The sequence below is a fragment of the Paenibacillus sp. FSL H8-0332 genome, assembly GCF_037963835.1.
GTDB classification, from domain to species: domain Bacteria; phylum Bacillota; class Bacilli; order Paenibacillales; family Paenibacillaceae; genus Paenibacillus_AQ; species Paenibacillus_AQ rhizoplanae.
Genome location: NZ_CP150145.1, coordinates 6,803,004 through 6,816,886 on the forward strand (window position 1 = coordinate 6,803,004; position 13,883 = coordinate 6,816,886).

The following is a 13,883-nucleotide window of genomic DNA, read 5'->3' on the forward strand; positions in this document are numbered from 1 at the left end:
CATTGCCTCCCAATCTCACATTGCAAAAGGCCGCTATCATCCATGTAATCGCTATCAATAAAATTCTAGCATCGTAACCTGAGGCGGATAAGGGCACACTTATTGGCTAAAATACCACTTTTATTGGATTTCCTGCATCCCGCCCTTCATCTGTTGCCGGTAACGGCTCGGGCTTATGGCCTCCAAGGACTTGAATACCTTGATGAAATATTTATCCGTGCGATACCCCACACGCTCTCCGATCTCCCCTACCGGCAGCGCAGTCTGGAGAAGTAACTCCTTCGCCCGCTGAATCCGCAGACGGGACAGATATTCAGTGAAGGAGACCCCGGCCTGCTCCTTAAACAGCACGCTGAAATAGCTGGCATTCAGGTGAATCAGCCCTGCTACCTCAGCCATCGTCAGCTGTTCGTGCAGATGCTGCTCCACATAGGCAATCGCCTCCTTAACCGGCTGCCCCATCCCGGCCTGCTCCGGGTCAATCTCCAGCAGCTTGTGATCCACCAGCTTCTCCAGCTTCACGTGGCGCTGCTGCTCCTCTTCCCGCTTCAGCGCATCCTCGACCACTGTCAGCAGCTCGGACTTGTCCAGCGGCTTCAGCAGATAATTGACCGCTCCCAGCCGCATCGCCTGCTGCACATAATCGAATTCCGCATAGCCGGAGATGACAATGATCACCGGCTTCCGGGGAGAATCCTGCAGCGAATGGATCAGATCCAGCCCGCTTACCTCCGGCATACGCACATCTGTAATCAGCAGATGAACGCGCTCATGCCGCAGCCGCTCCCGCGCTTCCACCCCATTGTCACAGGTCTCCACGATATACCGGCCTGCCGCCCATAGTTCCAGCGTCTGCTTGATCCCCTGACGCGTTCTTGGTTCATCATCTACGATTAGAATCGTCCTGTTGCCCAGGCTCATAGGTATACCCTCCAGTACTTGGAATTTCAAACCTTATTACGGTCCCTACGGATACCTCGCTCTCCACGATCAGGCCTTCCGTGTTCATGCCTGCTTCCGCGTAGTACAGCTTCAGCCGCCGCTGCACATTCACCAGCCCCACGCCGCCGCCCTTGGCAGAGACCGGCGGCCCGCCATCCAGTGCATGGCGCAGCGCCAGCAGCGTGCTCTCATTCATGCCAGGGCCATTGTCCGACACCTTCACCGCGGTCCACCCCTTGCGGGAGGAAGGGGTGATTACCACTTCAATAATGCCGTTGCCGATGCGGCTCTCCACGCCATGGAGAATCGCATTCTCGACAATCGGCTGAATCAGCAGCTTGGGCACGGGCACAGCAGCCTCATGCGGGTCCAGCCTGATGTCCCAGGACAGGCGCTCTCCCATCCGCATCTCCATAATCCGCAGATACCGCCTGATCTGCTCCACCTCTTCACTCAGCGTCACCCATTCATCCTTGTTATGAGGGCTGCCAATAATATAGCGGAACAGCCTGGACATAATCACGACCAATCCGGCCAGCTCCTCCTCCCCCTTCTCCTCCAGCGACCAGTTGAAGGCCTCCAGCGTATTGAACAGGAAATGGGGATTGATCTGCGCCTGTAAGGCTTTAAGCTCGGTCCGGCTCTGCAGGACCTCCTTCTCATAGACCACCCTGATCAAATCATTAATGTTAGCCACCATACCGTTGTAGGTATTATTCAGCTCCCGCAGCTCTATGGTTGATACCTTTTGCGAATTGGGGGTCAGCACCCCCATGCGGGATTTGCGCATCGCCCGGATCAGGTGAATGATCGGCCGGGTAATCATCGTAGACAACAGGAAGGACATAATCAGGAACAGCAGCGTTCCAATCCCGCCCGACAGCAGCAGCACCGTCCGCAGCACGGACAATCCCTTGGTGACATAGCTGACAGGCGTCAGTACCAGCAGCGTCCAGGACGTCTTGTCTGAGCGCAGCTTGACCTGCACATACTCCTTGCCCCTGAAGTTCACCGTCTGATCCCCGCTCTCCAGCAGCGGCAGCAGATCCTCCTGCGGCGTTCCGCTGCTGCCGAGGAACTGGCCTTCATCATTCACGAGCAGTACAGACTCCCCGCTGTCACTGCCGGAGAATGGATCGTCAAGCTGGAAGTAGCTGCGCTGGATGCGGGCCATCAGGTAGCCTCCCCGCGAGAACCAGCGGTCCATCAGGCTGACCTGGCGAATCGCCAGCAGGCTCTGGTCATCATGCGGGTCAACGCCAATCCAGACCAACCGCCCCTTCTCGGCATTAGCCTCACTGATATGCAGCTCGTTAATTCTGCTCTCCAGGCTGCCTTCCTTAATCGGGAACAGCAGCCTGTAATCGGCGGTATATAGCTCCAGCGAGCCTACACTCGGCATGTAGGCCTGATAGCTGGAGATAATCTGCAGCAGCGACTGGCGCTGATTGAAGGACACCTCATTGCCCTCCAGCTCCTCCAGCAGCAGTTGCTGAACGGTAGGATGATTGGCCACCTGCTCCATCAGGCCGTCAATCTGGCCGGTCAGCGCGTCCAGCCGCCCGTTGGCCTGAACCGCCGTCTGCTGGATATGCCGCTCGGCATTATTTTTGAGCAGAATTGAGACACGGTCATACACAAATGCCCCGGAAACCAGAATAATAATGAGCATCACCAGCAAAAAACCGATGAATATCTGATTGCGCAGTGTGTTGAGCTCTCTGAACCTCTGAAGCATCAGAATTCCCTCTTTCGTTGGCAGCGTTTCCAACTCTATTCTCCAAACCCCGGGAGTTTTGTCAAGAGAAATCATTGTCCGCAGGCAAGAGACGGCCCCCGAATTCCCGAACATCTACCAACAACAAAGAGCCCTTTTAGCACAGCTCTCCCGGTTCAAGGAGCTGCCCTAAGGGCTTACTCAGAAGACTACTTAGATGAACATTAACGGAGTGATCCATTCGAAATGCAGGGCCACCCACAGCAGTGCCAGCAATACTGCGCCGATGCAGTAACTCATGACTTTGCGGCGGGTCGGCTCCAGATAAATATCCAGCGGAATCAATATTATAATCATACCGATTGCGATGATGTTCAGCATAGGCTTATGATAAAAAATCCCCGCTGCATTCAAGGCAATCACAAAGAACGTCAGAAGCAAAAAGTATTTTCTCATAGCTACATCATCCCTGTATTTACCATTATTGTCAACCCCGATGATCACCCGGCACGCAGAAAAGAAACAAAAAAAATAGCCCATTGCGGGCAAGGAACGAACTGCTGTATTATGGGTTGCTATCCTCTAATTCTGTATGATCCTATTAGAGAGCGGCAGCCTAATGAATAGTAACACTCTTCTTAATGGCCTTCGCGTCCAAATTCTTATTAACGAGCGTAGGCAGCATCTTCATGCTTCGGGTCATTGGCGAATTGCATTGCCAGCAGGTAGGCACATGTTGAAAGGCAAAGTTGTCGCGTATCCACCCGGTGCATTCTTCCTTGGTGCAGAACCAGACGGCCGTTTCTTCCTGCGGGAGATCTACCAGCGCTTTTTTACGAAAATACATAAGTACCCCTCCTAATAGCTTGGTTAGTGCGTCCTACGGACTGTTGTGGCAGAACGGATGCTTGTTCTCTCTTACCCGGTTATAAAAAAAACTACCCTCAACGGATGTTAAGGGTAGCTTATTTGTGATATTACAGTTTTACAACGTTTTCAGCCTGTGGACCACGAGCGCCTTGAGTTACGTTGAACTCAACGCGTTGGCCTTCGTCCAAAGATTTGAAGCCGTCGCCAGTGATTGCGGAGAAGTGTACGAATACGTCGCTTCCGCCTTCAACCTCGATAAAACCGAAACCTTTGTCTGCGTTGAACCATTTTACTGTACCTGTTTGCATGATATTACCTCCAAAGTTTATTTAACACATGTCCTTTTATTCCTACGTATTGTACGAACAAATAAAAATTCACACATTGGAAAAGGATTCAAAACACAAATTGATAACCTTTTACAATATGTGAATTAAGGCGTTAAATTTATGATTGACTTCATTGTAGCACACTAATTTTCCAAATGCAAAGGTTTCTTGCCAATCACACAAAATAAATTTTAAATTTTAGAGAAAACTTGCCGGGCGCACGGCTTCTTGGGATCAGCCATGCGCCGCCGGCAATAGGATTCAGTCGATATATCCGGCCAGTCCCTTGTCCATCAGATAATCCATTTCTGCATCCAGAAGGGTCTCCACCGTTAACTCGTCCAGCTTCACATCGCGCTGCGCAGTCACATAGTCGACCAGATCATCATTATCGATATCAATCTCGCCTTTGGCGTTGGCCTTAGCCTTATTGATGAACGCCTGCTCATGCTTCAGCACCAGCCGGATGACCTCCGGGGCCACCTTCGTCTGTGCAGATAATACCTCCACCAGTTCCTGCTCGTTCACTTCATTACTCATCTTCGTTCGTCAGCTCCTTGGCATGTATGAACCCTGATTGTACCACAGGTCCCCTTCAGGCGTGCAGCCCTATCTCCACCACGGAAGAACCGGATACCCGGCAGACCCTGCAATTACAGTCTCCCCGATTCTTGGTGTCACCAGCCGTACCCCTCTCAGCGCCGCAGCAGCCGAGATACGCTCCACCGGATCGGTCCAGTCATGCATCGACAGGGTGAATGCGCCCCAATGAATGGGGATCAGCAGACCTCCCTGCACATCAATGTGCGCTTCTACAGTCTGTTCCGGCAGCATATGGATATCCGCCCAGCGCGGATCATATTGGCCGCATTCCATCAGCGTGAGGTCGAAGGGTCCATGCGTACGTCCGATCTCAGCAAAATGTGGACCATACCCGCTGTCCCCGCTGAAGAAGACCTTGGACTTCTCCCCTTGAATAATCCAGGAGCACCACAGCGTGGTGTTGCGGTCCAGCAGACTCCGCCCGGAGAAATGCCGCGCCGGAGCGCAGGTGAAGGTGATCCCCGCGTAGGTGAGTGTATCGCCCCAGTCCTGCTCACGGATCTTCTCTGCGGCCACCCCCCAGCGGCGCAGATGAGTGCCGACACCCAGCGGTACAATGAACAGTCCCACCTTATCCTTCAGCTGGCGGATGGTTCCATAGTCCAGATGATCATAATGATCATGGGAGAGCAGAACCGCATCCATCTGCGGCAGAAGGGAGACCTCCAGCGGAAGCTGCTTGCTGTAGCGGCGGCCGCCAATGAACGGGAACGGCGACGGTGCACGGCCCAGCATAGGGTCCAGGAACAGGGTCACGCCATCCATCTCCAGCAGCACCGCCGAATGCCCGAACCAGGTAACCCGGGTGTCGCGGCCCTCTCCAATAGAGGACGGCAACAGCGGCTGCGGCTGAAGAGGCTCAGGGGGTCTGGAGCGGGGGTTGCCCTTAATGAAGTCTCGCAGAATAGAGAGTCCGCTGCTTCCGGCCTTCTCCCCGCTCAGGTCTGCAGTCTGCGGATAAGCGAATTTGCCTTTGCTGTATTGAGCGGAACGGAGGTTACGGGTCTTCTCCTGCTTCCCGGCCCTCCGCCCGAACGCCGGATAGACGGTCATTAGAAGATAGGCAGCCGCAGCAAGCACGAGCAGTACTGCGCAAACGATGATCAGGGTCATGCAGTAATCCTTCTTTCTGTAGGTTCGTGTCGCATCTACTATTTCGTCCGTCCCAGCTTGCGGGCAACGATGAGAATAAGCAGCAGCGAGACCGCAATAATAATGGCATTGAAGCCCCAGCGTCCCTGAAGCCACCAGCTTGTGCCGGGCGGATCTCCTACCGTTACCGGTACAGGTGTCTCTGCACCCAGCGCGGCCTGCACAAGCTTTTCCCCGCTGATCCGGTCTTTGAAATTAATAATATCATACTGCGGAGCGGTTGCCAGCGTGTTGCCATAGAGCAAGGAATAAGGCGTCTTCTCCCCGCCCGCGAATACAAGCCGGTCCACCAGATATTCGATCTTAAGGTCCGTGATGGAGATGGGGGCATCGTCCAGATTATAGATGACCACCCGCAGGGAATCAGAAGCGGCTGGCACCACCGGCTGAATCTCCGTCCGGGAGATCCGGGTATCCTTGAAGTCCAGCCGGTACAGCTCCCCGCTCCCAGTGACCGGGAGCTTGATCCCGGCACTGTCATACAGTTCATAGCGCCGCAGGAAATTCCCGGTGCTGCCGAGCATCACCTTCCCAATCTTCAGCCGGTCCGTGTTGCTGATCATGATCTCGGTACGGTTCTCCACCTGCTTAATCTCTGTCTGCGGCGTCTTCTGCCGCATGAATGCAGCCGTGCTCCACTCCCTGCTGCTGTCCACCAGCGTCAGGCCGGGGAACTCCAGCCCTTCCGGGTTGTTCTTCACCACAAGCCGGTAATAGCCGAACTTGTAGCTGCGCTCCAGCGTAATGCTGTCCGCACTTAACCCGTTTGTGGCATACAGATCCCCTGTGCCGAGCAGCTCCCAGGCCTGCCCGTCATAGCCGCCCCACACCTCCACATGCTTCAGGAAGGAATCCGCGGGCAATTCGAACACCAGACGGTTCCCCTGAATATCGACATGCTCGGCAAGCGGCTTAATCTGATAATCCAGCAGGGTATCTGTCCCTTTCACTGCCTTGTGGGTCAGGGCTGAGGAGTAGACCGCACTATGCTCCTCCACCGTCTCCGCTCCACTCTCCATATAATAGGGAACCGGAGCGCCGGTGCTGTCCTGTATGCGCAGATCGCGCAAGTCCTCTGCTGCCGAGCGGTACACCGCTTCATCCAGATACAATTCATAGTACGGAGCCGCCTCCGGGAGGGAGATTTCACGCGAGAGCTTCCATTGCCCGCCGCCCGTCTTCTCCGCTCCGCCGGATGCCGCTGCCGCACTATGCGCCGGAGAAGCGCCGGGACCCAGCATGAGTCCGCCCAATACAGCGAGCAGCACAGCTGCTCTAGCTCTCCGGCCTGTCTTGCTCAGCAAGCGCATAAGCTTCCTCCATTCTGACTGTTATCCGCTGATAGAGGTAGGATATCCCCAGCAGGCAGAGTCCGAAGCTGAAGTACGCGATGATCTTGCTGCCGGTGTTCAGCAGGGTCAAGTCATAGAGCAGCAGCTTGCCGGTTGCCAGCAGGGACAGCGCCAGGCCGAAGCGGCGGATATACAGATATCTTTTCCAGAAGCCATACATAATGAACAACACCGCCAGCAGCAGATAGAGCAGACTGAAGGCCAGTCCGCCATCACGCACCTGCATCTGCACCGCCAGGAACGCCGTAACCATCACCAGCAGATAGATACCCATAGCTACCGGGTACAGCTCTATATTCTTGTAATCGCGCAGCAGCGTTGTCCGCAGCAGCCTGGCACTGTTGAACCATACGAACACATTGAACAAAATAAGCAGACCCAGCGCCACAAGATCTGCGGCAGTGCTGCCGGACCAGCCTTCCGGGAGACTGGGCAGACCCAGCGTAATGCCGATACAGATCGCATAGGCGATCCCATGCAGCACCAGGACCATAATGCCGACCACCCTGTCATACAGAACGTTCACCTTCGGCAGCGCATAAGCGAGTCCAGAGGTTAAGAGACCCGCCAGCAGCAGCTTGTAAAAGGCATTGTGCGCCAGATCCTCCGGCACCATCCAGTCGTACAGGCGCAAGGCTTCATACACCACATACCCGTAGAAATTGACGATAGCCGCATATTTGAACCAGACGGTAGCCCGCACCTCCGCAGGCGTGCTGCGGAGCAGCGTCTCCTGATTCGAATAACGGACGGCATACAATAAGGCTACAATCATCATTCCCGCCGTAATAAACGTATATTTCAGATCGAAATAGGAGTTCGTGTAGTAGATTACTGCGTTATACTCCGAGAGCTGCAGCAGAACGTCGAATCCGAAGAAGGTCAACAGACAGAGGGAAAGAATGCCCCAGCCTGCGCGTTCCACCATTTTGAAGCGGTACAGATGTCCGTAGACCGTAAGCGCCACGCCTTCCACCAGCCAGCCGATCGACCACCAGGCCGCCCCAAGCTGGAACGGAATCATCAGAATGGCGAAGGTCAGTGAGGTGACATAGAACAGCAGACGGCTCTCGCGTTCCTGCGGCATCTGCTTCTCCAGCAGCACGCCAAGCCCCAGATACATGAGGCAGAAGGCCAGCGCCAGCGCGCCTTTGAAGTCATCCAGCCCGGCATTCAGGAACAGAACATACAGCGTCATGCAGCTAACGAGCGTGTTACAGCCCAGCAGGCAGAAGTCCAGCCAGTTAAGCTTCGTCTTGAACTTGAACGGGTACCAGAGCGTAATGCCCAGATACATGACGAAGGTCAGCACAGCGCAGAGAATGCCCGCAGCATAGCTATCCGCCAGATAAATCAGCAGCAGGATAGACGGCGTGTTGAACAGGAAGCTGATATAATTGACCACCACCCAGCGCTTGCGCAGAGAGATCAGCAGAATCAGCAGGTTCAGCACGAACAGATACCCCATCGCCGCATACACCGCACTGCCCTCCAGCCCGAAGGCTCCAATATAAGAGAAGAGCGGCAAATAGCCCCCTACAAGCCCCATGGAACAGATCGTCCGTGACTCATAGCGCAGCGACAGCAGCACAGCGGACAGCGTGACCAGCACCGACAGGCCGATCCCGGCCCATAACCCGATAATCTCCAGCAGAAAATAACTGTAAAATATCGAGCCGTACAGCACCGACACCCCGCCGCCAATCAGCCCCAGAGCGAAGGCCCCCCGCCCCTTGCGGAACAGCCACTCCCCGCCCGCCAGCATGACTGCCCCCAGCAGGAAGAAGGCGCTGCCCTTCATATAATCATTGAACCAGGTGGAGTAGGTGTATCTGAACCCGGCCCCTACCGCCAGGATCAGCAGCAGAATTCCCAGACGGTTGATCCAGTTCAGGCCGATCTTCATTTCGATCCGGTTCTGCTTGCGGCGGCGCAGCAGGGTCTCCTCGTCAACCCCTTCCGCAGCCAAATCATCCAGACCGCTGTCCATCGTCCCCCTGAGCGAACGCTCTGTCTCCTGCTGCCATTGTCTGCGCAGCAGAATACTCTCCTTCAGCTTCGCCTGCACCTCATCCAGGATATAAGTGATCTGGTTCTTCTCCTGGCCCAGCTCGCGGGTCCCGATACTGTACATCTCCTCTATCCGCCGCTTGGCGTCCTGCTCGAAGGATGTCAGCCGGTCGAGATAAGCATGGTCCCGCGAGGCAAAATAAGTCTGCAGCTTCTGCCGAGACACCCGCAGAATGCCCAGCTTCTCATCCAGAATCTGCTCGGCCAGCGCAGTCCGCAGCTCCGAATTGTCGCGCTCAAGCCTCGCAGCCTGAGCCCTCAGCTCCGCCAGGCTCTGCCTGTTCGATCCATTTTCCTGCCGTAACACTTCATTCTCGCGGACGAGATCACTGCTCTCGTATTCTTCAATCAAAGACTGGTATGCCTTCAAAAGCCCGTCCTGCTGCTGCTGCACAGCCCTCATCCGATCTCGGAAATCCTCCATAGCCGCCCCCCAGTATCTGCTAATCGGCAAATTGTTAATATATTGATATTACTATAGTTCTAATTACCACCACAGACCTAACAAAAATCACATCACTTAGTTAAGATCCTGTCACATTTTTGTCTTGGCAGACGTTATAGGTTTATTATTGTTGTATATTCGGGAGATGGGGAGAATCGGACATTGAAACTGAACCTGCAACAACCGCACAAACGTTATATCCTCATCCTGCTGCTACTGGTGGTGGTCTTCCTGCCTGTGCCTTTCAGACATAAAGGGATGACCAAGCTGAATATTACCGGCCTTGATGGAGCCAAAATCACGACAGATGCCTATGCGCTGACAGCGGATCATAAGCTGATGGTGGATAAAGATATCGCTGAACGGATTCTGGATGCGCGCATCGGCTGGGAGAAGGAGGCTCCGCTCCCCAAGGGTGTGTACTACAAGGATCATGTGGCGGTACTCATGTATCACCATCTGACGGAAACCCCGTTAATGCTCTATCCTGGCGTATTACCCGCCGTACAATTTGATGAGCAGATGCAGCTGCTGAAGCAGGAAGGCTTCCATGTCATTACGATGAAGCAGTACCGGGAATTCATGCTGGACCGCGCACCGGTTCCCGATAATGCGGTTCTATTGACGTTCGATGACGGCTATGAGAGCTTTTATAAGCTGGCTTTTCCCATTCTGCAAAAGTACGGCTACACCGCAGTGAACTTCATCATTGTCTCTGATGTGGACAACACAAATAAGCAGCAGGTGCCCAAGCTGACCTGGGAGCAGATGCGGGAGATGAAGCGCGCCGGAATGGGCTTTTATAATCATACGTATAATCTGCATTATTATGGAGTAGTCGATGCAGAGGGCGGCACCCGCCCGGCAGCGAGCTCCCTGCTGTACATTCATGATGAGAACCGGAATGAACTGAATGAAGAATACTACAGAAGAGTAACCGGGGACCTGGCCCATGCAGAGCGCAGGCTGAAAGAAGAATTGGGCAATACGGATTCGGCTATCGCTTTCCCTTACGGCTCCTATAACGAAAAGCTGCTGGAAATCTGCGATTCACTCGGCATCCATCTGAAATTCAATATCGGGCTGGGCCTGAGCTCCAGAACCACGCTGAACGCTCCACGAATCAATGAAGGGAACCGGACACTTACCCCGGCGCTGTCCATCCAGCAGCTGAAGCAATTCGAGCCGCCGATGATTCTGACCGTGAATGCCAGGAAGGTTCTCCTTACCGGAACTCCGCCGGAGCTGCGGAACGGGAAAGTCATGATCCCGCTGGATGCGCTATGCTCCGAGCTAGGCGTAGAGATGCATTACGACCGCAGCAGCGCGGTCCTGAAGCTGACGCGTCTTTAGCCAGAACAAGGCCGGGTGAGGCCGCGCCTATCGCTTCGCACCGGATTCGGGGAGGAGCGCATCCGCCTCGGTTCCCGCCTCCCTACCCCTTAGCCGCCTGACGCACCAGCGGTTCGCGGCCCAAGGTTACCCGGTTCTTCCCCGTAGCCTTGGACAGATAGAGGGCCTCGTCCGCCTCGCGGTACAGGTCCTCGAAGGTCACATCTGCTTGATCCGTAAAAGCAATGCCGATGCTCACCGTAAGCTGGATGTGATGCCCCCCGTCCAGCTCAACGATGTGCTCACTCATAGCGGTGCGGAAGCTCTCCGCCTCCTCCAAGGCCGCAGCTTCGCTGCCGGCGAAGAAGCAGACGGCGAACTCTTCGCCGCCTACGCGCCCGGCAATCCCTTGGTTATGGTATACCTGCATAATCTTGCCCGACAAATCCACCAGTGCCTGATCACCGGCCATATGCCCGTATGTATCATTAATTAATTTGAAATCATCGATGTCGAACAACAGCAAGGCCATTCCCGCACCCATCTGCGCCGAATAATTCTGCACCAGCCTCATGAAATGTCTGCGGTTGTACAGCCCGGTCAGATCGTCTACCGTGGCCTGATGCAGCAGCTCCCGCTCAACCCTCTTCTTCTCGCTAAGATCACTGAAGACCAGCAGCATCCCCGTACCCTTCGCCCGGACCTGCTCTATGGCAATGAGTGCAACCCCGTAACAGGACCCGCTCCGGCCGGGAGGCTCGATTTCGAACTGCCCCTCTCGCCGCTCCGCATAACAGGCCGATAGCTGCCCGTGCTGCTTAAGCAGCGGCTGAATGCTAGTGCCCATCCAGGTCTCCGGCTTCTCCTCCAGCAGCTCGGAGAGCATGGCGTCCGCCGCCTCATTCACATCCATGATGTAATCGTAGCGGTCCGTCAGGACGATGCCGTCCTTCATATTCTCGAAGATTTTATTCTTAGCCAGCGGGTATAAGGACAATCTGGGATCGCGGAACAAGGTGAGGTAGGCGGCCACGATGGGCGGCAGGTAGGTGAAAGCCGTGAAGCCTGTAATCGTAATCTGCAGCAGCGGAAGCAGGAACACCGACAGGACCGGAACCAGCAGACTGAATAACAGCAGCGCATTATGGCGGAAATAATATTTAGGCCCGTTGAGGAGGGAAATGGCCAGCAGATACACCGCATACAGTCCGAATAACTGATCGTACGCAATGAAGATCATGCTGAGTACCGTGGGCTTCAGGGCGATTCCGGTAACACCCGCCACCGTAGCCAGTCCGACCTCACTGCGCATCAGATGGTGGTAGGAGTCGGTGAAGATCAGCAGTACATCCACTGCCACGGGGATACAAAAATAAATAAGCCTCTTGGACAAACCCTCAGAGGAGCGGGACACATACTCTTTAATAACCGCATAGGTGAAGATCGCACTCAAAAAAAGCGGGCCCTGCTGCACATTCTTCCACCATAGCTTAGCCTCGAAGGAACCGGGCAGAATCTCTCCGGCCGTAGCCGCGAAGATCATGCTGACCAGCAGCATTAATATCCATAAATAGCATCTTCCTGGTGTATGGCGGTGCTTGTAAGAACCGATGCCCATGTAGAGACTTAGAACGCTGCCCATTACCAAGTAGAACGGATAACCCTGCATCCACGGCATGTCATATTTCTCCTATTTTCGAGATAACTTTGCCTTATTATATCCTACTCTTTCGTACAAATGAATCATTATGCCAAAAGTAAGCACACAAAACAAAGAGGATACTCCTTCACCATCTGCATGGATGCGGGAATACCCTCTATAGCAATACCATTATTTCTTCTGAGCGAGACGTTGTTTGAACTTGTCAACGCGGCCGCCAGTTTCGGTATCTCTTTGTTTACCTGTGTAGAACGGGTGGGATGCAGAGCTGGAGTCTACACGGATCACTGGGTAAGTGTTGCCGTCTTCCCATTCCATTGTTTCACCGGATGATTTCGTGGATGAGCTCAGGAATTTGAAGCCTACGCTAGCATCGAAGAAAATAACCTGGTTGAACTTAGGGTGTATGCCTTGTTTCATTGTAGTAACCTCCTTTCCGTACTGATACAACTTATGAAAGATGTTGAAGCCATCTCTTGGTCTATTTGAACAATCCGGTTAGACGAAGGGAGATGCGTAAATCTTCCGATTTTTACACGCCATACTATCATAAGTGAAATGAGCCGCTGAGTCAAGAGCCTGTCCTAGAGCGATTTCACCATTCCGCCGTCGATCAGCAGGGACTGTCCGGTAATATAAGTATTGGCAAAAGAACCGAGGAATACCGCCGCCTTGCCGAACTCCTCCGGCGTGCCCGTTCTTCCCAGCGGAATCGCCTTCAGGGCTTCCTCCTGAATCTGCGCAAGTGTGATACCCTGCGCGTCCGCCCGCTTGCCGTCAAGCTGGAGTATCCGGTCTGTGCCGATCCGTCCGGGGGCCAGACTGTTGATCAGGATGCCCTCCGGAGCAAGCTCCGTAGCCAGGCTCTTGTTCAGCGCGCTCACGCCTGCGCGGAACACATTCGAGAGAATCAGCCCCGCGATGGGCTGCTTGATCGAGACCGAGCTGATGCTGACGATCCGCCCTCCCCCTGCGCTGCGCATATGCGGCAGCGCCTCGCGGATCAGGCGGACCGCGCTCATCAGCGTAAGCTCGAAGCCGCCGCTCCAGTCAGCGTCGGCCATATCCCCGAAGCTGCCGCCCGGAGGCCCGCCGGCGTTCGTGACCAGCACCTCCAGGCCGCCGCCGAATTCGGCGGCCGTCCGCACCGCCCGGGCAATCTCCTCCGGGCGGGTCACATCCAGCTCCGCTACGGCGACCTCCTGTCCCGTAGCTTCACGGATCGCCTGGCGCGCCGTCTCCAGCTGCGGCAGGCTCCGGCTCGCAATCGTCACCCTCGCCCCTTCACGGGCATACTCCAGGGCTGTCGCCAGCCCCAGCCCCTTGCTCGCTGCCGCAACGATCACCGACTTCCCCTCAAGACCCAAATCCATTGTCCAGTCCTCCTGTCAGATTGGTTGCAGTCCCCTCC

At 54.9% G+C, this 13,883-nt stretch carries 13 protein-coding genes; 1 reads left to right on the forward strand and 12 read right to left on the reverse strand.

Going from position 1 to position 13,883, the window contains the following annotated elements:
* Nucleotides 1–120: 120 nt before the first annotated feature.
* The 9 genes from NST43_RS29570 to NST43_RS29610 form a co-directional block, all read right to left on the reverse strand.
* Entirely contained in the window at nucleotides 121–921 is an 801-nt protein-coding gene (locus NST43_RS29570) for a response regulator (RefSeq protein WP_339220955.1), read from the reverse strand.
* Nucleotides 884–2,680 carry a sensor histidine kinase gene (locus NST43_RS29575; protein WP_339220957.1) on the reverse strand — a complete coding sequence of 599 codons (1,797 nt, stop codon included), beginning with the start codon at nucleotides 2,678–2,680 and terminating at the stop codon, nucleotides 884–886. The genes NST43_RS29570 and NST43_RS29575 overlap by 38 nt, the downstream gene beginning before the upstream one ends.
* Before the next feature lie 192 nt (nucleotides 2,681–2,872).
* Entirely contained in the window at nucleotides 2,873–3,115 is a 243-nt protein-coding gene (locus NST43_RS29580) for a hypothetical protein (RefSeq protein ID WP_339220959.1), read from the reverse strand.
* A 160-nt stretch (nucleotides 3,116–3,275) separates the two neighbouring features.
* Nucleotides 3,276–3,506 (reverse strand): cold-shock protein, encoded by a 231-nt coding sequence (locus NST43_RS29585; protein WP_209986599.1) that lies wholly within the window; start codon nucleotides 3,504–3,506, stop codon nucleotides 3,276–3,278.
* Nucleotides 3,507–3,636: 130 nt separating this feature from the next.
* Nucleotides 3,637–3,837, reverse strand: coding sequence for a cold-shock protein (locus NST43_RS29590; protein ID WP_019914790.1), 201 nt, complete (start codon nucleotides 3,835–3,837; stop codon nucleotides 3,637–3,639).
* A gap of 282 nt (nucleotides 3,838–4,119) precedes the next feature.
* A complete protein-coding gene (locus NST43_RS29595; protein WP_209986602.1) occupies nucleotides 4,120–4,398 on the reverse strand; it encodes a hypothetical protein in 279 nt (92 codons plus the stop codon).
* Nucleotides 4,399–4,467: 69 nt separating this feature from the next.
* Nucleotides 4,468–5,574, reverse strand: a complete 1,107-nt coding sequence (locus tag NST43_RS29600) for an MBL fold metallo-hydrolase (protein WP_339220961.1) — start codon at nucleotides 5,572–5,574, stop codon at nucleotides 4,468–4,470.
* Nucleotides 5,575–5,612: 38 nt separating this feature from the next.
* Nucleotides 5,613–6,923, reverse strand: a complete 1,311-nt coding sequence (locus tag NST43_RS29605; RefSeq protein WP_339220963.1) for a DUF3999 family protein — start codon at nucleotides 6,921–6,923, stop codon at nucleotides 5,613–5,615.
* Nucleotides 6,889–9,459: a DUF2339 domain-containing protein gene (locus NST43_RS29610; RefSeq protein WP_339220964.1), complete on the reverse strand. Its 2,571-nt coding sequence runs from the start codon at nucleotides 9,457–9,459 to the stop codon at nucleotides 6,889–6,891. The genes NST43_RS29605 and NST43_RS29610 overlap by 35 nt, the downstream gene beginning before the upstream one ends.
* A 183-nt stretch (nucleotides 9,460–9,642) precedes the next feature.
* Between NST43_RS29610 and NST43_RS29615 the strand changes: the two genes are divergently transcribed.
* On the forward strand, nucleotides 9,643–10,833 hold the full coding sequence (locus NST43_RS29615; RefSeq protein ID WP_339220966.1) for a polysaccharide deacetylase family protein: 1,191 nt from the start codon (nucleotides 9,643–9,645) through the stop codon (nucleotides 10,831–10,833).
* An 82-nt stretch (nucleotides 10,834–10,915) separates the two neighbouring features.
* Here the strand turns inward: NST43_RS29615 and NST43_RS29620 are convergent, their stop codons facing one another.
* From NST43_RS29620 to NST43_RS29630, 3 genes are all read right to left on the reverse strand, one after another.
* Entirely contained in the window at nucleotides 10,916–12,490 is a 1,575-nt protein-coding gene (locus tag NST43_RS29620; protein ID WP_339220968.1) for a diguanylate cyclase, read from the reverse strand.
* Between the two features lie 153 nt (nucleotides 12,491–12,643).
* Nucleotides 12,644–12,892 carry a type B 50S ribosomal protein L31 gene (locus tag NST43_RS29625; RefSeq protein ID WP_209986617.1) on the reverse strand — a complete coding sequence of 83 codons (249 nt, stop codon included), beginning with the start codon at nucleotides 12,890–12,892 and terminating at the stop codon, nucleotides 12,644–12,646.
* A gap of 164 nt (nucleotides 12,893–13,056) precedes the next feature.
* The gene (locus tag NST43_RS29630) at nucleotides 13,057–13,845 is read right to left on the reverse strand and encodes an SDR family oxidoreductase (protein WP_339220970.1); all 789 of its coding nucleotides are present in this window, start codon (nucleotides 13,843–13,845) and stop codon (nucleotides 13,057–13,059) included.
* Between the last annotated feature and the right edge of the window lie 38 nt (nucleotides 13,846–13,883).